A 22,081-nucleotide genomic window follows, 5' to 3' on the forward strand; every position below is an offset into this window, starting at 1 on the left:
TCAGGCGCCTAGAGGCTTGCCGAACAGGCCGGCGACGATCTCTCCCACTGCATCTACCCAGACGGGGTAGGTGCGTGCGTCCAGTGCCATCGACCCGACATCTTTTGTTCGGCAGCCGGTTTCGATCGGGACACCCGCAAACCGGTCACGCATCCACAGCACGGCGCTCGGGAAGGCGATCACCTCGAGCGTCGCATGTTCGCTGAAATGGTCACGGGTGTAGGTCACGTTGGCGCCCGGACGGCTGCAGTAGGAGTCCACCATGGAGTTGACCGGTCCAACAGGAACCAGCCAGTCCGGGTTCGAGTGGTAGACGTAGATCGGCATGTCCGGTGTGGTGCTTCCAAGGTTCAGTGCGCTCAGGGCCTTCTTGACCACGGGCTGTTCGAGTGGATCGCCCTCGGTTCGCAAGAAACCCTTGATGTTGAGGAACGGCAGGAGTGCAGAGTTGTACCCGACGCACAGGTTGTCCTTGGCCGCGAACAGCGCGCGGCCTGCTGGATCGATGTGCTCGTCGATGAATCGTGCCAGGTCCGGATCCTCGCGACTGGCCCCGATGACGCCCGCGGCGACGATGCCGGACCCGAGTGCGTTGTTCGAATTGTTCACCAGCGCTGCGAGTTCCGCGGGAGTACCTCCCTCGGTCGCGCCGACGATGTCGAGCTCCGGTGCATAGCTTCGAGCGAGCTCGGCCGCGTGGCCTGTGGCGATTGCACCGCCCGAATAGCCGCTCATACCGACCTTGGTCGAGGACCCGGACAACTGCATGGGGGCAAAACTCTCCGCCGCCCGGATGCCGTCCAGGGTGATGCGTCCGGCGACCGGACCGGCTGCGAACGCGTTGTTCGGACCTTGATGGTCCGGTACGGACACCGCCCAGCCCTGGGCGAGCGCTGCCTGTACCTCGAGAAACTGCACTCCGGACGTAACGGCGCCGGTCAACGGCCAAGGAATTGCTCCTTGCCTCATGACGTACGACGGTGCGCAGTACGCAGCAAGGGAGTCCTCGGCCATCTGAACCGACAGCAACGGACGCGCCTCCCGCTCGCCACGTGGCTTGATGACAGTGGTGACCGCCGGGATCGGTTCGCCCCGTCCGTTGTTCGATCGATAGGAGAGCTGCCAGGCGTCCACCTGCGTAGGAACGACGTTCAAGGTTGCCAGGTCCACCGGTCGGGCGGCGATGATCTCGCCCGGTGCGGTTGCTGCGACGACATCCGCAGGCGGAAGGTAGAAATCGGTGTCGAATTCGGGGATCGCGGGGAAGGTGAACGGCGGCAACGGCGGCTGCACCGATGTGGTGGACGACGTACCTGCCGGCGGCAGGTCGGCGGGGTCGGCTGACGCCGGTGCGGGCATCACCGTGGACACCACCGCAACGGACAATGCAGCGAGGGTCACGTGTTTGACCCGAGACGTGATCGATGACACCGAGGACTCGATTCCGCGCCGGGAAGAGACGAGGGAGAACGGGGTGCTCCCGGCGACGCGTGCACACCGTACGAAATGTTGGACACTGATGTCCATGATGGTTCACAGGACTGTAGAGCGTTGTGGTCTGGATTACAACGCCTTCAGTCGTCGAGGTACGGGACGAATGCGCCGAGCACGGCGATCATCGCCTCGACGATGCCATCCACCGGGTCCCGCGGTGGCGCGGAGCGTGACCACTCGGAGACGAGTTCGGTCAACGCGCCGAGAAACGCCGACGCCGCGAGTTGATGTCCACCGGGAGGGACGAAATCGTCACCGAGTTCGGCACGTATCGTGGTCTCGATGTAGTTCGCCCATGTCGCGCGGCGTCGACGACGGTGGAGTTCAACCGAATCGCTGACCCCGAGCATCTCCAGGTAGCAGATCCGCGCTCGCCGCGGGTCGTGCCCCAGGGACTCGATGAGAGCGGTCATCGCCGCAGCCACGAGAGAGCGGCGGTCGCGGTCCACAACGTTCTCCAGAGCGGCGACGACTGCGGCTAGGGCCTCGTCCTGAACGAGATCGTAGACCGCGGTCAGAAGAGCCTCGCGGTTCGCGAACTCGCTGTAGAACTGGCTGCGGGCGAGTCCTGCAGCCGCGCAGACATCGGCCACCGACGTCGCCGTGTAGCCCTTCGTTCCCATGACGTCGAGCCCCGCATTCAGGAACTGCCGCCGCCGATCCGCCCGGCGATCGACGATGGGTCGTCCCCCGTAGACACGTCCGGATTCACCGTCGGCAGTCACCGAAGAATCTTATGGGACGTCGCTCTCGAAGGCGACGGGCACACTGGACGAAGTGTTCCCCTCCCTCTCCCCAGCACGCCGCCGCCTCGTCGTCGCAGTGCTCGTCGCCGCCCTGCTGCTTGTCGTCGGCGTGATCGTCGCGCTGACGCGTGGCTCCGACAGCCCGGCCGTGAGCGTGGACCAGGCCGTTCCCGGTCCGGTGCTGCTGGTCCCCGGATACGGCGGTTCCACCGACGCCTTGCAGGTGCTGGCGAGCGAACTGACGGCAAACGGTCGTGACGCCACCATGGTCGCTCTTCCCGGCGACGGCACGGGTGACCTCACCGAGCAGGCCACCACCCTGAAGCAGGCTGCCGACGCGGCGCTGACCAGGACCGGCGCGTCGTCCGTCGACGTCGTCGGGTACTCGGCGGGCGGTGTGGTGGCCCGAATATGGGCCAAGGACATGGGCGGCGCCGATCAGGCTCGACGGATCGTGACCCTCGGCTCGCCCCATCACGGCACTCAGGTGGCGGGGCTCGCGACGCAGTTCCTGCCCGGCCAATGCCCGACCGCGTGCCAGCAACTCGTCCCGAACAACCCCTTGCTTACCGCTCTCAACGCCGACGACGAGACGCCGGCGGGGCCCGAGTGGGTGTCGATCTGGACGCAGGTGGACCAGGTGGTGACCCCGCCGAATTCGGCCGAACTCGATGGCGCGGTGAACCTTTCGGTGCAGAGCGTCTGCGCGGACTCGACGGTCGATCACGGCAATCTGCCTCGCGATCCATTGGTAGGCGCCATGGTGTCCGCAGAAATCGACGGTGATTCCACTGTCCAGCTCGGCGCGGGTGACTGCGCCAGGCTCAGCTCGTGACGTCCTTCGTCGTGAAGTTCGCCCACGCGGCACCCACGAGCACAACGACGTAAACAAGCTGCAATCCGACGCCGCGCAACAGATCTCGCGTCGGCACGGGGTCTCGGAACAGGTCTACGAAGGCCAGCCAGTACCTCGTCGGCAAGTAAGGCGCGATCGCGTCGGCCGCGTCCAGGGTCAACAGGAGCGAACTGGCGATGAGAAACGCGAGCGCACCCAGGGTTGCGGCCAGTGGTGAGTCGGTGAGCGTCGACAGAAACAGCCCCATGGCGGCGACACCGAGCATGGACAGCGTCACGTAGAGAACGGCAATGACGGTGCGCACCGCAATCTGCTTCTCCGTCAACGGTGTTCCGGAAACACCGGCGACGACGCCGCCCAGCGTCGAGGTCTCGAACAGCGCTGTACCGACGAAATAGGCCGTCACCGCGACGACGACTACGGCCAGCAGCACGAACGCGGCGACCGAGATCAGCTTCGCCACCAGCAGTCGCGTACGACCCACCGGGCGCGCGAGGAGGTAGCGCAGCGTGCCGGACTGCGCCTCTCCCGCAACGGAATCGCCCGCGATCACGGCCACGGCCACCGGCAGGAAGAGCGGCAACACGATGGCAAGCGCGGCAAGTGGGAAGAGCTGGCCATTGTTCAGCACCGCCGAAAGAAAGGCGGGTCCCTCCCCCGGACGCGGACCGATATCGGTCAACGCCAGGAGGCCGGCGACGATGGTGGGCAACAGGTCGAGAAGGAAGATCACGACCCACGTTCGGGGGCGGCGCAGCATCGCGCCCAGCTCGACGCCGATCATGCGGTCACCTCGGTCTTTGCCGGAACGCGATCTGCGCTCTCCCCGGTAGCGGCCAGCACCGACTGCTCCAGACTCATCCGCTGCGGGCTCAGCTCGCTGACCCGCACTCCGCCCTCGACCAGCAGCCGGTTCAACGCGGCCGGGTCCGGATGCGCGACGACGAGCTCCTCGCCCTCTCGTTCGACGATGTCGACTCCCGTCAGCAGGGCGACGGCTTCAGCCGGGTCCGGAGTGCGAATCAGCACCCGTCCCGTGGATTGCTGCAGCGCGGACAGCTGATCTTGCAGAACGAGTCGACCCCGATCCAGCACCCCGACCCGGTCGCACAGTTGCTCTACCTCGGCCAACAGATGGCTCGACAGGAATACGGTGGTGCCGCGAGAGTGCAGATCGAGCAGCAGCTGCCGAATCTCCAGGATTCCCTGCGGGTCCAGACCGTTGGTCGGCTCGTCGAGAATCAGCAGTTCCGGGGTGCGCATGAGTGCCGCGGCCAAGCCCAACCGCTGCCGCATTCCGAGCGAGTACTGCTTCACCGGTCTCCGTCCGACTCCGGCCAGTCCGACCTGCTCGAGGGCCTCGTCGACGCGCGCGCGACGGGTACGTCGCGACCCGCCGGGGCCGGCCGCGTCGAGCAGGGTGAGGTTGCGTCGTCCGGAGACGTTCGGGTACGCGGCGGGATTTTCGATCAGAGCGCCGACCCGCGGCAGCACACTCGTGCGTCGGCGCGGCATGTCCTCACCGAGTACCTGCATCTCTCCGGACGTTGCCAACACCAGGCCGAGCAGCATCCGGACCGTCGTCGTCTTGCCGGAACCGTTGGCGCCGACGAAGCCGTAGATGTCGCCGGCGCGCACGTCGAGGTCGATGCCGTCGACGGCCCGCACCGATCCGTAGCGCTTGGTGAGGCCGGTCGTGCGAATCATGTGGCTGCTCCTCCGAGCTGCTGGGCGGCGGTGGCGAGGGTCTGTGCGGTCACGGTGCCGGACAACAGGTATCGGCGCCCGTCGCTCAGAGGGTCGGTGACGAGGGCGTTGAGCGGACCGATCGAAAGGGCCACGCTGTTGCCGGTGACCACAGCGCCGGGGGCGGCGCGCAGCTGGTCGACGAGGGTGCGTCCGGCGCGTCGGGGCAGGGGCGCGGCCACCAGCTCGGTCACGCCGCGGCCGTAGATTCCGACCGAGCCCTGCCCGTCACGGCTCTGCAGGTCCAGGCCGGACAGGGTGGTGGGAAGTCCCGCGGTGTCGATCCGGTCGGCGAACGACGCGATGTCCGTGCCACCTTCCTCGCTCACCTGTGCGCCGGGCGGGGGGACGAAGCGCACGACGTCGGCATCTGGACGGTCCCCCGAGAAGTCGAGAAATGCCGTGCTCACGATCGGGCGCCCGGCGCCGGCGAGCACGTCGACCCGCAGCGGGAGTTCGCTGTCGGGGTCGGCCCACACGTCGACCTCGGTGACGGTACTCTGCGGCTGATTCGGAACGAGCCGCAGGCCGGGGGCATCCCGACCGGCGATCCGGCGGGACGGCAGCCGAGTCACCTCGTCCGCGGTCGCTTCGCTGAGCAGTCGTTGACCGAGCGCCGGGGGCAGCAGATCGGCCTCGCGCGGCAGCCGCAAACTTGGCTCGGGTACCGGCGTGACCACGGCGGTGTTCTGCTCGTAGTCCCACCTCCACAGCTGCGTCGGGCTTCGGAACAGATCACGTTCGCCGCCGAGGCGAACATTGTCGACTCGCCAGCTGTCCGGACCGCGGAACCACGCGCGCAGGTTCGTGGTGTCACCGAGCAGGTCCGGCAATCCGCCGAGCCCGTCGGTCACCGGTATGACGATGCCGCCGACCGACTGGGCGTAGCCGGAGTACGGGGTCTCGGTGGACGACTGGACGCGGGCCAAGAGATCGGTCGCACTGATGTCCGACTCGTCGACGGGCAGTCGCGCGATCACCGACGGGGCGGCCACGAGCACGGCGAGGCCCAGGACCACCGCCAGCCACCGCCACTTGTTACGCACACCTTCAACCGTACGGACGGTGTGGGTGGGTGGACCGTGACCAGGCTTACCGTCCGAATCCGACGCCAGTACACGTAGGGTCCGCATTCATGAACGAGCAGCGGGGATTCGTCCGAACCGTCGTCGGCGACGGTGTCCCGCTCGTGATCGCGACGGCGGCAGTTCTCACTCTTGCCGGCGGTTTCGCAATGTTTCTTGCCCTCACGGGTGAATTCCTGCCGCAGGATCTGGGTTATCTGGGAATGACTGCGGATGAGCTGTGCACCATCGCCGACTGCCGCGTCGTGGGTTTCATGCTGCACGATCGAATGGCGTTCGGCGGAGCCGTCTTCGGGATCGGTGTGCTGTACGCATACCTGGGCTTGTTTCCACTTCGACGCCGGGAGCCGTGGGCCTGGTGGCTCCTCGCATTCTCCGGCGCGCTGGGGTTCTCGAGCTTTCTCGGGTATCTCGGTTTCGGTTACCTCGACACCTGGCATGGGGCGATCACGCTGTTTCTGTTGCCCGTGTTCGTCGGCGGCCTCGTCATCACCTGGCGCACACTCGACGGCTCACGTTCGCTCGCCGGGCTCGTGAAACCGGCGTCTCGCCCCAACCTCCGGACGCGTGCCGGGGCCGGGCGGGTCTGTTTGCTGATCGGCACGGCGGGAACGTTCTTCGCCGGGTTCGAGATCTTCCGCATCGGGCTGATGGAGACCTTCGTGCCTGCCGACCTGACATTCATCGGGGTCTCGGCGCAGCAACTGGAACTGGTCAACGAACGCCTGATACCCCTCGTTGCACACGACCGAGCAGGGTTCGGCGCAGCCGTCGTCATTCAGGCTCTGCTCGCATTCGGGTGTCTCTGGTTCAGCTCGACAGGCGTCGAGGTCTCGAAGGCGCTGTGGCAGGTAATTTTCATCGCCGGTGTCGTGTCGCTCGGTGCGGCCATCGGCACCCACTTCATCGTCGGGTACATCGACCTTCTGCACTTGGCGCCGCCTGCGGCGGCCGCGTTCTCGCTCGCCGTCGGTTTGGCACTGTCGTATCCGCTGAAAGCTAAGAAGCAGCCACCGCGTACCGCAGAACCACTGCCGGCGAATCGGGATGCCGCGTCACGTCCACCAGGGTGAGCCCGGTCGCGGGCACACCGCTGAACGCCGGGACGTCGCCCGCAACCAGTTTGGGTCCGACCATCAGGACGAGCTGGTCGACCAGACCGTCGGCCAGCAATCCACTCCACAGCGTCCTGCTGCCGAAAATGACGGTGTCGCCGTCCGCTTCACGGAGCGCTGCGAACGCGTCGCGCGTGTCCGCCCGGCGAACGATGGTGGTCTGGTCCTTCCACGGACCTGTGTCCTTGGCGGTGAGGGAGTCGGAGACGGCGGTGATCGGCAATCCCTCCGCCATCCGACCGGCGATCTCCTGCTCCGCATCCGACGCGTCAGCGTTGCCGGGTACCTGCGGCCAATACCCGACCATCTGCCGGTAGGTGGTGCCGCCGTACGCGAGTCGAGCGGCGTCCCGCACGAGGGCCGCGTTGTGCACGTTGAAACTTTCGTCGAGCGGCATGACGCTGATGTCGCCTCCGGGACCTTCGGTGAAACCGTCCACACTGAGCGCGACCGACACGATGACTTGTCCCATCAGCCGAAACTAGTTCGTGGGTGTGCCCATTTCAAGCGGTCTCGACGACGGGTTCGAGGCTGCGTACGAATCCGGCCCGCTCCGTTTACCCGCCTTCCACTTCGTGCTGCAAGTTTCGATGCTCGAATTCTTGTATGGCTTGCCCAAATGCGTTGCAATCAGGCACATTTCCGGGCCTGTCTCAATTCGACAGCCCATCGTGAATCGCAGGTAAAGACGTTCCAAATGCGTAATGTCACTCTTCCGGCGCACGGCAAGGGGATGACGACATGTTGCGTTCATGGAAATTCAAATCTCGTTCGCTTGTGGTCGCAGCGTGTTCTTTCCTGTCGATTCTCTGTGCGCCCTGTGGGGCTGCTGCACAACCACTTCCGCCGATACCGTCCGTCGGTGAACTTCTGAATCAGGTCATTCCTCGTCCGAGTCCACCGCCTTTCCAGCAACCTCCGCCCGCAATAGTTCGTAATCCCACCGCGAACAGTGCGGAACCGACGATTTCGGACGAGCTGTACGCCCAATTGTTGCCGTCGCCGGTCGGTGACGCATTCTTCGACGAGTGGCCGGACAACTTGTCGTCGCCTCGTAACGGCGACATCATCGGCTCGCCGGACGACGTGACTGCGGTGAGCGGGTGGTTCTTTCCTGCGCCCGGCGGCGTGCGGGTTCGGCAGCTCAAATTCAAGACCACCGATTCGGCGGGCGCGGACTCGTTCGGCACCGCGACACTGGTCGTTCCCAACAATGCGTGGACCGGCACCGGAACCCGCCCGCTGCTGGTCGACGAAAAACCCATCGACGCTCTCGGGCGGGCGTGCACACCGGGCTACACCCTGAGGAAGGGGCTGAGTTTCGCGACCAGTCAGACCGACTTTCTCCCGCCGGCGTCGCAAGCTGCCGTGCTGCGCAACTACGCCGTTCTGATCCCCGACCACGAGGGGCCGCGGATGAGCTACGCCGAACCGGTGGTGGCCGGGCGCATCACGCTCGATGCGATTCGCGCGACGCAGCAACTCGACCCGACGTTCCGCGACAGCCCGATGGCCGTCAACGGGTACAGCGGCGGCGCCATCGCCACTCGGGGCACGGCGCTGGAGGTCGGAACGTATGCACCAGAGTTGGTGGGCAACATCGAACTTGCGGTGATGGGCGGGAACCCGATCGATTACGAGGTGCTCGGATGGAGCATGGACAGCCCCGTCAATCTTGCCTCCGGGGTGTTCCACGGAGCGACGGTCGGATTCCTGCGGTCACATCGGGAGGGTTTTCTCGAGGCGAACTACTTCGCCCTGCAGATTGCGACGTCGCCGTACAAGGACTTCTGCATCGTCGGCGAAGGCCTTGTCGGCACACTGATTCCCACGTCTGCACTGTCGAACGACGGTCAGCCGATGAACTCCGATTTCGCTCGAAAGGTGTTCGCCGACCTGAAGGAACTGTCGGCGCGTCCGTCCTCGGTTCCGCTGTACGTCTTCAACGGTGCCCAGGAATTCTGGATCCCGTCCGAGCCTGCTCGCCGCTTCGCACGCATTCAGTGCGAGCAGGGTGTGCCCGTCCAGTACAGCGAACCGTTCGGCGAACATATCGTCGGCGCGATCACCGCGATGCCCGATCAGTTCGTCTCGATCGATCGGGCGTTGCAGGGCTCCCCGCCGCAGAGCAATTGCGGCACATTCTGAACGGAAACGTTTGGTGAAATGCGGTGTTTACCGCATACTCAGCTCATGGTAGAAGTAGCTGTTATTTCAAGTAACATCTTGGCTGCTACCCAGGGGGGTGGTGCTGCGCTCGATCAGGTGTTCGGCATGTCGGCGGCTGCCGGTGTCGTGTCCCTGTTCCTGCTGTACCTGGCCGTGATGCACCGATCGCGCCGCATCACGTGGTTGAAGACGTTGGCCGACTGGGTCGGTGAGAAAACGGACCGGCCGGGCTGGGCCGCGTTGCCGCTCATGCTCTTCGTCTCGACAATTCTGACGGCCTTCTTCGGCTTCATCTGGGACGTCAGCCTGCACATCGGCCGCGGCCGAGACGAGGGACCGCTGGCGAACCCCGCCCACTACTTCATTCTGGTCGGCTTGTTCTTCCTGTTCATCGCCGGCGCGCTCGCAATCATTCTGCCGCTGGACGAGAAGCCCGGTCGCGCGGCCGTGAAGATCACGCGTACCTGGTACGCGCCCACCGGCGGACTGATCATCGCCGGCGCGGGGCTGTACGCGCTCATCGGATTTCCCCTCGACGACATCTGGCACCGCATCTTCGGCCAGGACGTCACGCTGTGGGGACCGACGCATCTCATGCTCATCGGCGGCGCAGGCCTGTCCCTGATCGGAGTGGTGCTTCTCGAGCACGAGGGTCGAGTCGCCATGGATTCCCGCGACGTCGACACCCCGGAAGCGGTGGCGTCGCCTCGCCGCCAGATCAGTCCCCAGCGGACGTGGATCCTGCGTTCCATGAGCTTCGGCGGCTTGGTCATCGGACTGTCCGTCTACCAGATCGAATTCGACTTCGGAGTCGAGCAGTTCCGACTCGTGTTCCAGCCCTTGCTCATCGCCGCGGGTGGCGCATTCGCGCTGACGGCTGCACGGTTGATGGTGGGCCGCGGCTCGGCGTTGTTCGCGGTCGTGTTCGCCGCGATCGTCCGCGAGATCACGGCGTTCGTCGTCGGCCCCGTGCTGGGTGAGCCGAACAGTGTGTTCGCGTTGTACCTCGGCATCGCGGTCGTCGTCGAGATCCTGGGTCTGACCCCGTTGGTCAAGCGCCGCTTGCTGTTCGGCGCCGTGGCGGGCCTCGCCGCATCGACGGTGGGCCTGTGGCTGGAATCCTTCTGGGTCGACGGGGTGTTCCAGTACCCGTGGCCCACGAGCATGTGGCCGGAAGCGCTCGCTATGGCAGTGCCGGCGGGCATCGTGACCGGACTGTGCGCGGGCCTGTTCGCTCAGGCGTTGAGCGGCGACGGTGTTCCCGGAGTCGCCGTGCGCCGCGGAGTCGTGGTCGGCATGGTCCTCGTTCTCGGCGGCGCGGTCGCGAACGGGTTGATGATCGACGTGCCGCGCGACGCCACCGCATCGGTCACCCTCGCCGAGGCACCGTCGGTCGACGGAGAACGCATGGTGACGGCGACTGTCCGAGTGGATCCGTCGAACCTGGTGTCGGACAACCCCGAATGGGTCGCGATACTCGCCTGGCAGGGCAGCGGCGAGACCTTGCGTGGTCTGGTCGTGGACCGGCTCGACCGCACCGGCCCCGGCACGTACGTGTCGACCAAGGCGGTACCGGTGTCGGGTACGTGGAAGACCTTCCTGCGCATCCAGGACGGCCGAACCATGACTGCCGCACCGATTTTCATGGCCGCAGACCCGGGCATCGACGCCCCCGAAGTATCGGCCGACGCGCAGTTCACCCGTCCGTTGTCGCAGGAAACCGCACTGCTGCAGCGTGAGCGCAACTTCGATCACCCGACGTGGCTGTTCGGTGTCGCGTCCCTCGGCGTGCTCGTGTGCACCCTGTTGCTCATCTGGGCGCTGTCCTGGGGAACGATCCGGATCAGCCTCGCCACGCAGACACCGACGTCCGACGACACCGACGTCCGACCTCGGGACCGCGTATGACCTCGGCCTCCGACGTCGTCTATCTCGCGGACCACTCGATCGTCCTCGCCATTCCCGCTGTGGCTCCGGCGTTCATCATCGTGGGCGTGGTGTTGTTCATCGTCCTGCGCGATCGCCGGGCCGAGAAGGCGGAGGCGGGGTCCGAGAAGGACACCCCGGATATCGAGAGGATCGACAGGGAATGAGAGCCGCAGTCGTCCTCGGACTGACCTTGGCCTCGGTGCTGGTAGCCGGTTGCAGCTCCACCGACAGCGAGTCGACCACGGCAGGCACGGACATCGCGGTCTCGATTGCGAACGGCACCGTCACCCCGACCAACGAACAGATCGATGCGGTTGTGGGGCAACCGATCACGGTCACCGTCGACAGTGACGCGGCGGACGAACTGCACGTTCACTCGACGCCGGATCAATCGTTCGACATCGAACCCGGCCCGAACCAGGTCTTCGAGTTCACCGTCGAGATCCCCGGACGTGTCGCTCTGGAGCTCCACGATCTGGACAGGACGATCGCGACCCTCGACGTTCGTCCGTGATCCTCGCGCACGGTCTCGGTGGGTCCACCGATCTGCCGATCCCCGTGACCTACGCGCTGATCGGCGGCGCGTGGGCGCTGGCGGCGTCGTTCGTCGTGCTGCTCTTCGCCTGGCGCACACCGCGACTCGACCCGGACTCCTTCTGGTACCGCCTGCCGGTACCGGTCGGCCGGGTCGCGGACCATCCGATCACCAGGAACCTGATCGGACTGGTGTCCGTCCTGTTCACCGTCGTGGTCGCGGTCGCCGCGTTCGCCGGTTCCCCCACGGAGTCGAATCCGACACCGGGCGTGGTGTACGTGCTGCTGTGGGTCGGGCTGGTGCCGCTGTCGTTGATCTTCGGCCCGGTGTGGCGCGTGATGTCACCGATTCGCGCTGTGCAGCGGTGGATCTACGCTGCCGCGCGCCGCGCTCCCGACAACGGTCTGCTGGCGCTCCCGTCCCGACTCGGCGTGCTTCCCGCTGCGTTCGGGTTGTTCGCCTTCGTGTGGCTGGAGTTGGCGTCGCCCGATCCAGGATCCATTGTGGCCGTGCGGACCTGGTGCCTGGTGTACGTGGTGGTGATTCTGTTGGGCTCGTTGATATTCGGGTCCGACTTCGCGGCGCGGTGCGACCCGTTCGAGGTGTACAGCGACGCCGTCTCGCGATTGTCCGTGCTCGCGCGGGAACCCGGCGCCCGCGCACTGGTGCTACGGAGTCCGCTCGACGGCGTCGGGTCGTGGCCCCGTGTGACCGGTGCGGTGGCCGTGCCGGCGGTGCTCCTCGGCTCGACTGCGTACGACTCGTTCTCGCAGATTCCCTTCTGGCGCAACATCGTCGACTCGGCGCCGACGCCCACCCTCACCCGCACGCTCGGCCTGCTCGCGTTCGTGGTGGTCGTGGCCGTCACCTTCTGGTGCGCCGCGCGGGCCACCGGAGGCGTGACGGCCGAGCAGCGCAGACGGCTGCCCGGCGCGCTGGCTCACTCGCTCATCCCGATCGTGGTCGGCTACATCTTCGCGCACTATCTGACCTACCTCGTGGAGAAGGGTCAGCAGACGCTCGTCCTGCTCGCCGATCCGTTGGGCCGCGGCCAGAACATCCTGGGCCTGGGCGACTACGAGGTCTCGTACCTTCTATCGCAACACCCTTCGGTGGTCGCGACCATCAAGGTCCTGTGCGTGCTGATCGGGCACGTCGTGGGCGTCACCGTTGCCCACGACGCGTCGTTGCGCCTGCTGCCCGTCAAACATCGGGCCTCGGGACAGCTCGCGTTGATGGTCACGATGGTGATCTACACCTTCGGCGGCCTCTACCTTCTGTTCGGAGCCTGAGGGTTTCAGGCAGGCATGGGGATCAAGCCGGTAGGGGATCCGCGCTGGGCAGCAACCGCACGAGCACGTCCGACATCGTGACCACACCCAGCACTCGATGACCGTCACGCACCACTGCGAGGTGGTTGCGTGAGGCCCGCATATCGGCCAGCGCCACGTACACCGGTGTGGTGGACTGCAATTCGAATGCGGGACGGATGAACTGATCGATCCGTCGACTCGGGTCCGATTCGAGCGTGTCTCGGACGTGCACGACGCCGACGACGTCGGACCCGTCCTGAACCAGGATGCGAAGGTGACCGCTCCGCAGCGAAGCGTCACGCACGTCCGCCACGGTTGCCGAGACCGGCACGGACGTCGGCGTCGAGTCGGTACGCACCAGATCGGTCACCGTCAGCTTCTGCAGTTCCAACGCGCTGCTGATCTGATCCGAGTAGCCACGATCCAGCGATCCCACACTGACCGAGTGCGCGACGAGTTGCTCGAGGTCGTCCGGATTCTGTCCGGACATCACCTGATCGGCCGGTTCGACTCCCGCCTTGCGGAGCAGCGCGTTGGCCATCCCGTTGAGCGAGATCAGGATCGGGCGGGTGAAGAACATGAACACGCGCATGGGGATCGCCAACATGGTGGCCGACTTCTCGGGGTGCGCGATGGCCCAGGACTTCGGTGCCATCTCTCCCACCACGAGGTGCAGGAACGTCACGATGATCAGAGCCAGCACGAAGCCGAGCACGTCCGACGCCCAGTACGGCAGCCCGATCGTCTCGAACAGCGGCAGCAGCCAGTAGTGCACGGCGGGCTTGGAGAACGCACCGAGCGCCAACGCGCACAACGTGATTCCGAGCTGCGAGCCGGCGAGGAGAACCGTCAGTTCGGTGGAGCTGCGCAGCGCGGCACGGGCCGATCGGCTGGTGGCTGCGGCGTCTTCGAGCCGGTGCCGTTTGGCGGCGAGCAGCGCGAACTCCACGGCCACGAAGAATGCGCTCAGCGCGATCAGTCCGGTGGTGACGACAAGGAAGACCCAGGGGTTGCTCATCGGCTCGGCTCCGTGTTCCGTTGTGCGAGTGCGGAGTCGGCCGAATCACGCTCGCCGATTTCCAGTGTGACGACCGACGGCACGTGATTCTCAATCTCACGAACGATGATGGTGAGGTACCGCTGGACGGGCTCGTCGTGAATGGCGAAGTGACCGTGATCGATCGGCAGATCCACCTCGAGGGCGTCGCCCGGATCGGGAAGTGCGCCGTGCACGCTGATTGCCAGTCCGGCGATGGTTTCGTAGTCACCCGCGGGGAGGTCGTGGCCGATGGCCCGCTCGACCTCGTCGAGGTGCACGTCGCCGGCCACCGTCCAGACACCGTGCTCGTCCTGTGCGGGTTCGGTGACACCGCTCTCGTCGTGCTCGTCCGTGATCTCGCCGACGAGTTCCTCGGCAAGATCCTCGATGGTGACGACGCCGGTGAAGGAGCCGTACTCGTCGATGACACAAGCCAATTGGTTCTTCGAGGTTCGCAACTCGCCCATCGCGTCCGGGAGCATCTGCGATTCGGGGACCACCAGAGCTGCGCGCGACAGAGCGGATACCGGAGCGTCGTCGGGAAGATCGGTCGCCAACACGTCGCGTAGGTGCACGACACCCACGATGGAGTCGTCGGCGTCGAGCACGGGGTAGCGAGAATGCTCCACGCTCATCAGTGCCCGCACGTCGCCGACGCTCGAATCGGCACGCACGGTGGCGACCTTGGACCGCGGAATCATCGCGTGACCCGCTGTGCGAGTGGGGAAGTCCAGGATGCGGTCCAGCAAAGTGGACAGCTCCTCAGGCAGATCACCGGTGTCGCGGCTCTCGGCGACGATGTGTTCGAGGTCGCGCTGGGTGGCGGAGTGCTCAACGTCGTGTACCGGCTCGATCTTCAGGGCCTTCAGTAGCGCGTTCGACGACGCGTCGAAAATGCGGATGAGCCAACCGAAGAGCTTCAGATAGATGGTGGTGGACAGCGACAACCAGCGCGCCACCGGCTCGGGACGGGCGATGGCGAAGTTCTTCGGAAACAGCTCACCGAACAACATCTGGACGAACGTCGACACCACGAGGGCGGTGATCACGCCGACCGCGAGGCCGAGGCCGCTGGGTACGCCGACGCCGCCGAGCAGTGTGCCGAGCGATTCACCGATGAGGGGTTCGGCGAAGTTACCGACGAGCAGGCCCGTCACCGTGATTCCGAGCTGGGCGCCGGACAGCATGAACGACGTGCGACGAGTGACGGAGAGCGTGCGCGTGGCGACGGCGTCACCCGCTTTCGATCGCGCTTCGAGGCGCGACCGGTCCACGCTCATGTAGGCGAATTCCTGAGCTACGAAGTAGCCGGTTCCGACGGTGATGCCGATGACGACGAGAAGGCCGAACAGGAGGGTGAGAAATGCGCTCACCATGTGCCGGTCACCGCCCTCGTTGCAATGGTCGTTGCACGGGGGGCCGTGGCCGGCCCGGGTTTGTCGCTGTCCATTTGTCCTCGAGGTTCGTGGGGTGTTTCGTCCGATTCTAGCGAAGAATTTTCGGGTTAAAGTTTTCCGTGACCATTCTCCGGCGTTTGTGTGTCCTGATGGCAGCGGTGGCGTTGACCCCCGCACTGTTCGCGTCGCCCGCCTCGGCGGTCGGCGGAGAGATCGGCGACGTGGTTTCCGCGCGCGAGTTGCCGCGGAACCTGTGGATTCCGGGCGCTGCTCGTGCTGACCTGCTCACCTACGTCACCACGGACACTTTCGGCGACAAGGCGCTCAGTACGGGCACGGTGTTCGTTCCGCCCGGCACCGCCCCGGATGGTGGGTGGCCGGTGATCTCCTGGGCGCACGGAACCTCCGGACTCGACGATTTCTGCGCGCCCTCGAAGGTCGGCCCCGCCGCCCCGGATCGGGACTTCCCCTACCTCGCGAACTGGCTGAAGCAGGGGTACGCCATCGTCGCGAGCGACTACGCCGGACTCGGAACGCCGGGATTGCAGGCCTACCTGGACGGGCGCTCGACCGCGCACAACGTCGTCGACATGGTCAAGGCCGGACGCAATCACGACCCGTCGCTGTCGCGTTCGTGGGTGACCGTCGGGCAGTCGCAGGGAGCGGGAGCGGCCGTCTACACCGCGCGCTACGCCACGGAGTTCGGCGGTCCCGACCTCGATTATCGCGGCGCCGTCGGCGCCGGAACCCCTGCCTACATCGAGAAACTCGTGTCGGTGGGCGGACCTAACGTGCCGCCGTTCGCCCTCCCTGCAGGCTTGACCGCCTACGTCGGGTACATCGTCGCGGCGCTGCGCTACGCACATCCCGAATTGGGAATCGACAACATTCTGACGCCTACGGGCCGAACGTTTGCCGCCCTCGCCGAGACCAGTTGCGTCTTCGACTTCGAGGAACAGGCGAAGGGAGTGAAGGTCGGCGACTTCTTCAGCGCCCCGGTCACGAGCCTCCCCAACTTCACGAGCGTGCTCGACGACTACATGGCGATGCCCGAGTCGGGATTCGACAAGCCCTTCTTCATGGGCCACGGACTGCTCGACACCGACGTGCCGTTCCCCTCCACCGCCGCGTACGTCGCGCGTCTCACGGCGAACGGGGAGCCGCTCACCTTCAAGGCCTACACCACCGATCACAGCGGGACGTTCGTGCAGTCGCAGGCGGACACCATTCCGTTCGTGAAGGGATTGTTCGGAGCGTGAGCAGCGCGGGCGCGTCCTGGCTGACGTTGCCGTCCCACCACCTGTGGCTCGACAACGAGTCGGCTCGACTGTTGGACTTCGGGTCGTCTCTCGAGCATCCGGCCGGTGGTGCCGCGTGGTTGGACGAACGGGGAGATCCCGATCCGAATCACCCTGCCCTGACCTACATCACGGCACGGATGTCGCACGTGCAGTTCCTCGGCTCGATGCGCGGGCATCCCGGCGCGCGCCGGCGAGCCGATCGAGTTTTCGACGGGCTGCTGACCACCCTGCGCGACAGTCGGCACGGCGGATGGTTCGAATCGAGTGCAGATTCGACCAAATCCGCGTACGCGCACGCCTTCGTGGTGTTGGCGGCGCGTCGGCAACCGTCGCCGGGCATCCCCGTGGACGCGAGATTCTCGACGCCGCGCTCGCGACCGTCGAGGAGCGGTTCTGGGACGACGAGTACGGAATGTGTTCGGACACTTGGAACACGGACTGGACAACCCTGGATCCCTACCGCGGCATCAACGGCAACATGCACATGGTGGAGGCGCTGCTGGCGGCCGTCGACGCCGGTGCGCCCGCGGTGTGGCGCGAGCGCGCGCTACGCATCTGCACCCGCGTGTGCGGGTGGGCGCAGGCCAACGAGTGGCGTATCCCCGAGCACTTCACGGCCGACTGGGTTCCGTTGCTGGAGTACAACTCCGACGATCCCGCCAATCAGTTCAAGCCCTACGGCGCCACGGTCGGGCACGGGTTCGAGTGGGCAAGATTGCTCGTGCAGACCGGCGTCGACGAGTTCCTGGCGGCGGCGACGTCGATCTACGACCGTGCGGCACTCGACGGCTGGCAGCCCGGACCGACACCCGGATTCGTGTACACGACGGACTGGTTCGGCCGGCCGGTGGTGACGGAGCGCTTGCATTGGGTTGTGTGCGAGGCGATTTCGGCTGCCGCTACGTTTGCGCGTCTGACCGGGGACAGCAGGTACGAAAGCGATTACCGGACCGGGTGGGACGTGGCCGCGGACTACTTCGTCGACCGCGAGAACGGTTCCTGGCACCACGAACTCGACGAGCGCAACGAGCCGGCGTCCACGGTCTGGAGCGGAAAGCCCGACATCTATCACGCGATCCAGGCGACGTGGATCAGTCGGCTCGGCTGAAAGTCAGGCATCACCGTCGGTAGTCGGCACACCCAGCGCGAGCAGAGCCACGTCGTCCTGCAGCCCGTCGCCGAACCCGGTGAGCACACCGACCAGGTCGTCGACGACTCGCGACGGCGTGGTCGGGGCGGCGGCGTCGGCGAATTCCAGCAGCGCGCCGGTGTCGTCGTACCGGATGCGCCCCGGCCCTACGTGCGCTTCGGTGAGTCCGTCGGAATACAGCAGGAAGGTGTCGCCGGCGGCGAGTGTCACCTCGGCCGAGCGGAAGTGCGGATCGTCCAACGCTCCGACGAGCTGGCCACCGATGGTGTCGACGTACGCGGCGCTGCCGTCCACCCGAAGATGGAGCGCCGGTGGGTGCCCGCCGCTGGCGAGCCGGATGAAGGCTCCACCGTCCGTCGGGGTGATGGTGCCGTACACCACGGTGCAGAAACGGGGGTCCTGGCCCCGAAACTCGTGGTGCAGAACGGTATTGAGATTGTGAAGAACGCTCACCGGATCGCGGTCGAACACCGCCGCGGCGCGCAGCGTGTAGCGCGTCAGCGACGTCACCGCGGCGGCTCCGGCGCCCTTGCCACTGACGTCGCCGAGGAAGAAACCCCACGTCTGCGGGTCGAGCGGGAAGACGTCGTAGAAGTCTCCGCCCACTTCTTCGTCGGACGCGTGGTGGTAGTACGCGGAGATGTCCATCCCGGCCGGTGCAGTCAGGACCGGCGGCAGCAAGGTGCGCTGCAGCGTTGTTGCCAGTATCTGTACTTGCGTGCGTTCGGCTTCGGCCGCCTTGCGCGCATCCTCTGCCGCCCCGAGCGCGTCACGGGACCTGTCGAGCGCGTTCTCGGCATCCTCGCGGGCGTCGATGAGGTCCTGCTCGCGAATTCGGTGGGCGGTGGCCGCGTGCAGAGTCACGCGAACCACGGGTCCGGCGGTCTCGACGCTTCGGTTGGCCATCAGGAGAACGCTGAGTCCGGACTCCGACCCCGTGAGCAACTCCGCCGTGGCGCCGGTGGGGATCTCGGTGTCCGCGTCCGCCCCTGCGGCGAGCAACGCCGTGATCATGATGCGACTGGACGGCGCGAACAGGTCCTGAACCGTACGTCCGACGATGTCACCCTTCGCTGCACCCACGACCCGGCATACCGTCGCGTTGGCGTACGTCACGACATCGGTCGTCGCGTCGATCAGCAGGTAGCCGGCCGGTGCGGTGTCGAGAAAGCGCGCGGCGTCGAAGCTGTCGTCGCCTGCTGTCACGTCACTGCTTCGCACGAAGTCACAATCGTTTCTACCAAATAGGGTTCCGACACGGGACCGCAGTGCTACCCCGGCAGGTTCCAGGTCAGGGTGACCGAGGTTCCCGCGCTGTCGTCGTGGTGGTCGATGTCCACGCCGTCGCTGATCGCCTTCGCCAATCGGAGGCCGCGCCCTCTGTTCGGATTCGGCGAATGTTCGAGCCACGTGCCGGTGTCCGAGATGTTGACGGTCAGATGCGAGCCGTCGTGCACGGCGGTCAGCGTGATTCGACCGGGCGACGAATGGCCGACGAAAGCATGCTCGACACTGTTGGCCATCGCTTCGTACGCAGCGAGCACGACGTCGACCGAGATATCCGTGAGCTCTCGCGCCGCCAACCAGTCCGACAGGCGGCGGCGAAGTGCTCCCGCGGCGTCGGCCGTGGCTGCGTCTTCGGAGGACCAGCGAGAGTCGCCGGCATGCGCGCGATCAGTGCTCACGCGGGAACCGGGGACGACGCGCGACTGATCATGGTGTTGGTGTACCCACTGCGGGCCGGTCGAACCTCGTCTACTCATGAGATGCGGGTAACGTCGCGGAAATGAGAGATCAGCCCACGACCAAGGGCTTCGACGTCGACGTGTCCGATCTGGACGGTGTTGCCGTGGTCTCGGTGCGCGGTTCACTCGACCTGGCCAGCGCCCCACACCTGTCGGAAGCTGCCTATCCGGCTGCGGAATCGGCGACCGACGGCCTCATCTTCGATCTGCGGGGCGTGCAATTCATGTCGTCCAGCGGCGTCACCGTCCTGGTACGCGCAATGGACCTGCTCCCCGAGGGAGCGTCTGCGGCCATCGTGGCCTCACAGCCGGCGGTGCAGCGTCCGATCACGCTGAGTGGTCTCGACCGTGTGATCACGACGGTTCCCGACGTGGGGGCGGCCGTCGACTTCGTCAGGTCGGCTGCGTCCGGCGCCTGACAGTTCGAGGCGGGCGTCTCAGGCGGGCGACAGCGAGTCGAGCGCTTCTTTGCGAGTGTGGTGAACCGCGAGGACGTCGCTGAGACCGACCAACTCGATGGGGCGACGTGTGACATGGCTGTCCGCAACTACCACGATGTTCACGTCGGAGGTGTCGTTGGCCGTCAGCAGGACGGTGATCGCGCTGGAGCTGAGGAACTCGACCCTGGAGAAGTCGACGACCACGCCCTTCGTCTCGGACGACAACGCGCGGTTCACTTCGTCGGAGAAGGCAGGCGTGGTGCTCATGTCGAGCTCGCCGGACACAGCGACCACCGTGAAGGAGCCCACGACCTCGACGTTTACGTCGAAGTGAGCGGGGCGGTACCTGTCGGTCATGCATCACTCTCCAGGGCGGCCGAATACGAAGGAAAATTCGATCGCGGCACTGGGCTCGACCACGCGTTAGAAGTGTACTAGAGGCCCTTGATGCACTTGGCCGTCACTGTGCAGAGTCGTCGCGCCCGAGAACGACACAACTGCTCGTCGCGGATGCGAGGAGGCGGCCGGAGCCGTCCCGAAGCTCGGCTTGGGCAAGTGCGGTTCGCCGCCCGACGTGGACGACGGTGCCGGTACACGTGACGACGCCCGTGTCCGCGCGAATTCCACGCAGGTACTTCACGGACAGGTCGAGGCTGGTGTAGCCGACGCCTGTAGGCAGCATGGTCTGCACTGCGCACCCGGCCGCGGAGTCGAGCAGTGTGGCGATGATGCCGCCGTGCACCGAGCCGATCGGGTTGTAGTGATACTCCTCGGGCACCAACGTGAAGACCGCTCGACCTTCGCTGGCCTCGGTCAGCTCCGCGCCGGTGAGCGCCATGATCGGCGGGGACGGAATGTCCCCGGACGCCAAGCCCTGAACGAAGTCGAGACCGGTGCGGGCGGAGGCGGCCTGCGCCGTCGTCATCGGGTCGGTCCAGGTGAAGGTGCGGGAGCGCGTATCCCGGTCGGTTGTCATGGCGCTACGGTAACACCCCTGGCTAGCCTTTGAACTAGTCAGCTGAACGGTTTCCCGCCGGTCACGGCGATCGTCTCGCCGGTCGTGTAACTGGATTCGTTGGACGCCAGGAAGACGTAGGCCGGCGCCAGTTCCGCCGGTTGCCCCGGGCGGGCCAGAGGGACCTCGTCCCCGAAGCTCTCGAACTTCTCCTTGGGCATCGTCGCCGGGATGAGCGGAGTCCAGATCGGCCCCGGAGCAACGGCATTGACCCGAATGCCACGCGAAGCTTGATCTGCGGCAAGCCCTTTGGTGAAGGCGACGATGCCTGCCTTCGTGGTCGCGTAATCCAGCAACTCCGGCGACGGGCTCGACGCCTGAATCGACGCGCTGTTGACGATCGCCGATCCGGGTTCCATCACCTCGACGGCCTTCTTCGACAACCAGAACATCGCGTAGAGGTTGGTCTTGACGACCCGATCGAATTGCTCGGTCGTGATGTCCGCGATCCCGCCCATCTGCGCCATCTGGAACGCCGCGTTGTTGACGAGAATGTCCAGTCCGCCGAGATGCTCGACCGTCGTGTCGACGAGGCTTCTGCACCACGCCTCGTCACGGATGTCGCCCGGCAGTGAGAAGCCTTTGCGCCCAGCGCTGTCGATCAGTCTCACCGTGGCGTCGGCGTCGTCCTGCTCGGCTTCGAGATGGCTGACGACCACGTCGGCACCCTCGCGCGCGAACGCCAATGCGACGGCACGCCCGATTCCGGAGTCTCCTCCGGTGATCAGGGCCTTCCGGCCTTCCAGCCGGCCGGACCCGCGGTAGGAATCCTCGCCGTGGTCGGGGGCGGTGACGAGTGCACTCGTGAGCCCGGGGTGGTCGATTTCGCTCTGCGTCGACCGATCCGGCATGGGGAATGCAGTGGTCGGGTCGGACTTCGTGTGTTGGTCCGTCATGTGATTCCTTCGAGTCGATGTACCCCGTCGAGGCGGTGTACCCGAGGCGCGCAATCGCAATCATCGATAGAACGTATGTTCGAATTCTGTCGGTGGTGGGCGCTATGGTT

The 22,081-nt window shown here is 65.9% G+C and carries 22 protein-coding genes and 1 pseudogene; 10 read left to right on the forward strand and 13 right to left on the reverse strand.

Annotation, left to right across the window (positions count from 1 at the left end; genetic code table 11):
- Entirely contained in the window at positions 1-1,359 is a 1,359-nt protein-coding gene (locus AC59JP_RS13160; protein ID WP_497326496.1) for a lipase family protein, read from the reverse strand.
- 215 nt (positions 1,360-1,574) lie between these two features.
- The gene (locus tag AC59JP_RS13165; RefSeq protein WP_497326214.1) at positions 1,575-2,219 is read right to left on the reverse strand and encodes a TetR/AcrR family transcriptional regulator; all 645 of its coding nucleotides are present in this window, start codon (positions 2,217-2,219) and stop codon (positions 1,575-1,577) included.
- Between the two features lie 52 nt (positions 2,220-2,271).
- Here AC59JP_RS13165 and AC59JP_RS13170 point away from each other — a divergent pair, with 52 nt between their 5' ends.
- Entirely contained in the window at positions 2,272-3,075 is an 804-nt protein-coding gene (locus AC59JP_RS13170; RefSeq protein WP_497326215.1) for an esterase/lipase family protein, read from the forward strand.
- On the opposite strand, the gene AC59JP_RS13175 is transcribed toward AC59JP_RS13170, so the two are convergent.
- The 3 genes from AC59JP_RS13175 to AC59JP_RS13185 are packed head-to-tail and all read right to left on the reverse strand — an operon-like array spanning position 3,065 to position 5,888.
- Positions 3,065-3,880: an ABC transporter permease gene (locus tag AC59JP_RS13175; protein WP_497326216.1), complete on the reverse strand. Its 816-nt coding sequence runs from the start codon at positions 3,878-3,880 to the stop codon at positions 3,065-3,067. The genes AC59JP_RS13170 and AC59JP_RS13175 overlap by 11 nt on opposite strands.
- A complete protein-coding gene (locus tag AC59JP_RS13180; protein ID WP_497326217.1) occupies positions 3,877-4,803 on the reverse strand; it encodes an ABC transporter ATP-binding protein in 927 nt (308 codons plus the stop codon). The genes AC59JP_RS13175 and AC59JP_RS13180 overlap by 4 nt, the downstream gene beginning before the upstream one ends.
- A complete protein-coding gene (locus AC59JP_RS13185; protein WP_497326218.1) occupies positions 4,800-5,888 on the reverse strand; it encodes a sigma-E factor regulatory protein RseB domain-containing protein in 1,089 nt (362 codons plus the stop codon). The genes AC59JP_RS13180 and AC59JP_RS13185 overlap by 4 nt, the downstream gene beginning before the upstream one ends.
- 89 nt (positions 5,889-5,977) lie before the next feature.
- Here AC59JP_RS13185 and AC59JP_RS13190 point away from each other — a divergent pair, with 89 nt between their 5' ends.
- Entirely contained in the window at positions 5,978-7,000 is a 1,023-nt protein-coding gene (locus AC59JP_RS13190) for a hypothetical protein (protein ID WP_497326219.1), read from the forward strand.
- On the opposite strand, the gene AC59JP_RS13195 is transcribed toward AC59JP_RS13190, so the two are convergent.
- Positions 6,927-7,514 carry a dihydrofolate reductase family protein gene (locus AC59JP_RS13195; RefSeq protein ID WP_497326220.1) on the reverse strand — a complete coding sequence of 196 codons (588 nt, stop codon included), beginning with the start codon at positions 7,512-7,514 and terminating at the stop codon, positions 6,927-6,929. The genes AC59JP_RS13190 and AC59JP_RS13195 overlap by 74 nt on opposite strands.
- Before the next feature lie 521 nt (positions 7,515-8,035).
- Between AC59JP_RS13195 and AC59JP_RS13200 the strand changes: the two genes are divergently transcribed.
- The 5 genes from AC59JP_RS13200 to AC59JP_RS13220 are packed head-to-tail and all read left to right on the forward strand — an operon-like array spanning position 8,036 to position 12,967.
- Positions 8,036-9,190, forward strand: coding sequence for a lipase family protein (locus AC59JP_RS13200; RefSeq protein WP_497326221.1), 1,155 nt, complete (start codon positions 8,036-8,038; stop codon positions 9,188-9,190).
- Between the two features lie 45 nt (positions 9,191-9,235).
- Positions 9,236-11,119, forward strand: coding sequence for a hypothetical protein (locus AC59JP_RS13205; protein WP_497326222.1), 1,884 nt, complete (start codon positions 9,236-9,238; stop codon positions 11,117-11,119).
- Positions 11,116-11,304, forward strand: coding sequence for a hypothetical protein (locus AC59JP_RS13210; protein WP_497326223.1), 189 nt, complete (start codon positions 11,116-11,118; stop codon positions 11,302-11,304). Before AC59JP_RS13205 ends, AC59JP_RS13210 begins: the two co-directional genes overlap by 4 nt.
- Positions 11,301-11,654 carry a hypothetical protein gene (locus tag AC59JP_RS13215; protein ID WP_497326224.1) on the forward strand — a complete coding sequence of 118 codons (354 nt, stop codon included), beginning with the start codon at positions 11,301-11,303 and terminating at the stop codon, positions 11,652-11,654. The genes AC59JP_RS13210 and AC59JP_RS13215 overlap by 4 nt, the downstream gene beginning before the upstream one ends.
- Positions 11,651-12,967 carry a hypothetical protein gene (locus AC59JP_RS13220; protein WP_497326225.1) on the forward strand — a complete coding sequence of 439 codons (1,317 nt, stop codon included), beginning with the start codon at positions 11,651-11,653 and terminating at the stop codon, positions 12,965-12,967. Before AC59JP_RS13215 ends, AC59JP_RS13220 begins: the two co-directional genes overlap by 4 nt.
- 22 nt (positions 12,968-12,989) lie before the next feature.
- Here the strand turns inward: AC59JP_RS13220 and AC59JP_RS13225 are convergent, their stop codons facing one another.
- Together AC59JP_RS13225 and AC59JP_RS13230 are read right to left on the reverse strand one after the other, a co-directional pair.
- Positions 12,990-14,006: a hemolysin family protein gene (locus tag AC59JP_RS13225; RefSeq protein ID WP_497326226.1), complete on the reverse strand. Its 1,017-nt coding sequence runs from the start codon at positions 14,004-14,006 to the stop codon at positions 12,990-12,992.
- Complete coding sequence (locus tag AC59JP_RS13230; RefSeq protein WP_497326497.1) at positions 14,003-15,400, reverse strand: hemolysin family protein; 1,398 nt, start codon at positions 15,398-15,400, stop codon at positions 14,003-14,005. Before AC59JP_RS13230 ends, AC59JP_RS13225 begins: the two co-directional genes overlap by 4 nt.
- Before the next feature lie 173 nt (positions 15,401-15,573).
- On the opposite strand from AC59JP_RS13230, the gene AC59JP_RS13235 reads away from it, so the two are divergent.
- Both AC59JP_RS13235 and AC59JP_RS13240 read left to right on the forward strand, forming a co-directional pair.
- Positions 15,574-16,683 carry an alpha/beta hydrolase family protein gene (locus AC59JP_RS13235; RefSeq protein WP_497326498.1) on the forward strand — a complete coding sequence of 370 codons (1,110 nt, stop codon included), beginning with the start codon at positions 15,574-15,576 and terminating at the stop codon, positions 16,681-16,683.
- A pseudogene (locus tag AC59JP_RS13240) lies at positions 16,680-17,833 on the forward strand (AGE family epimerase/isomerase). The gene AC59JP_RS13235 and the pseudogene AC59JP_RS13240 overlap by 4 nt, the downstream one beginning before the upstream one ends.
- A 3-nt stretch (positions 17,834-17,836) precedes the next feature.
- On the opposite strand, the gene AC59JP_RS13245 reads toward AC59JP_RS13240, so the two are convergent.
- Entirely contained in the window at positions 17,837-19,081 is a 1,245-nt protein-coding gene (locus tag AC59JP_RS13245; protein WP_497326227.1) for a PP2C family protein-serine/threonine phosphatase, read from the reverse strand.
- Between the two features lie 65 nt (positions 19,082-19,146).
- Positions 19,147-19,560, reverse strand: coding sequence for an ATP-binding protein (locus tag AC59JP_RS13250; RefSeq protein ID WP_497326228.1), 414 nt, complete (start codon positions 19,558-19,560; stop codon positions 19,147-19,149).
- A 101-nt stretch (positions 19,561-19,661) separates the two neighbouring features.
- Between AC59JP_RS13250 and AC59JP_RS13255 the strand changes: the two genes are divergently transcribed.
- Complete coding sequence (locus tag AC59JP_RS13255) at positions 19,662-20,039, forward strand: STAS domain-containing protein (RefSeq protein WP_497326229.1); 378 nt, start codon at positions 19,662-19,664, stop codon at positions 20,037-20,039.
- 18 nt (positions 20,040-20,057) lie between these two features.
- Here AC59JP_RS13255 and AC59JP_RS13260 read toward each other — a convergent pair whose 3' ends face one another.
- From AC59JP_RS13260 to AC59JP_RS13270, 3 genes are all read right to left on the reverse strand, one after another.
- Complete coding sequence (locus AC59JP_RS13260) at positions 20,058-20,417, reverse strand: STAS domain-containing protein (RefSeq protein ID WP_497326230.1); 360 nt, start codon at positions 20,415-20,417, stop codon at positions 20,058-20,060.
- Positions 20,418-20,520: 103 nt separating this feature from the next.
- On the reverse strand, positions 20,521-21,036 hold the full coding sequence (locus tag AC59JP_RS13265) for a PaaI family thioesterase (protein WP_497326231.1): 516 nt from the start codon (positions 21,034-21,036) through the stop codon (positions 20,521-20,523).
- A gap of 38 nt (positions 21,037-21,074) precedes the next feature.
- Positions 21,075-21,971, reverse strand: a complete 897-nt coding sequence (locus tag AC59JP_RS13270; protein WP_497326232.1) for an SDR family oxidoreductase — start codon at positions 21,969-21,971, stop codon at positions 21,075-21,077.
- Positions 21,972-22,081 lie beyond the last annotated feature (110 nt).

This window comes from Rhodococcus sp. 320_ES (assembly GCF_059691855.1).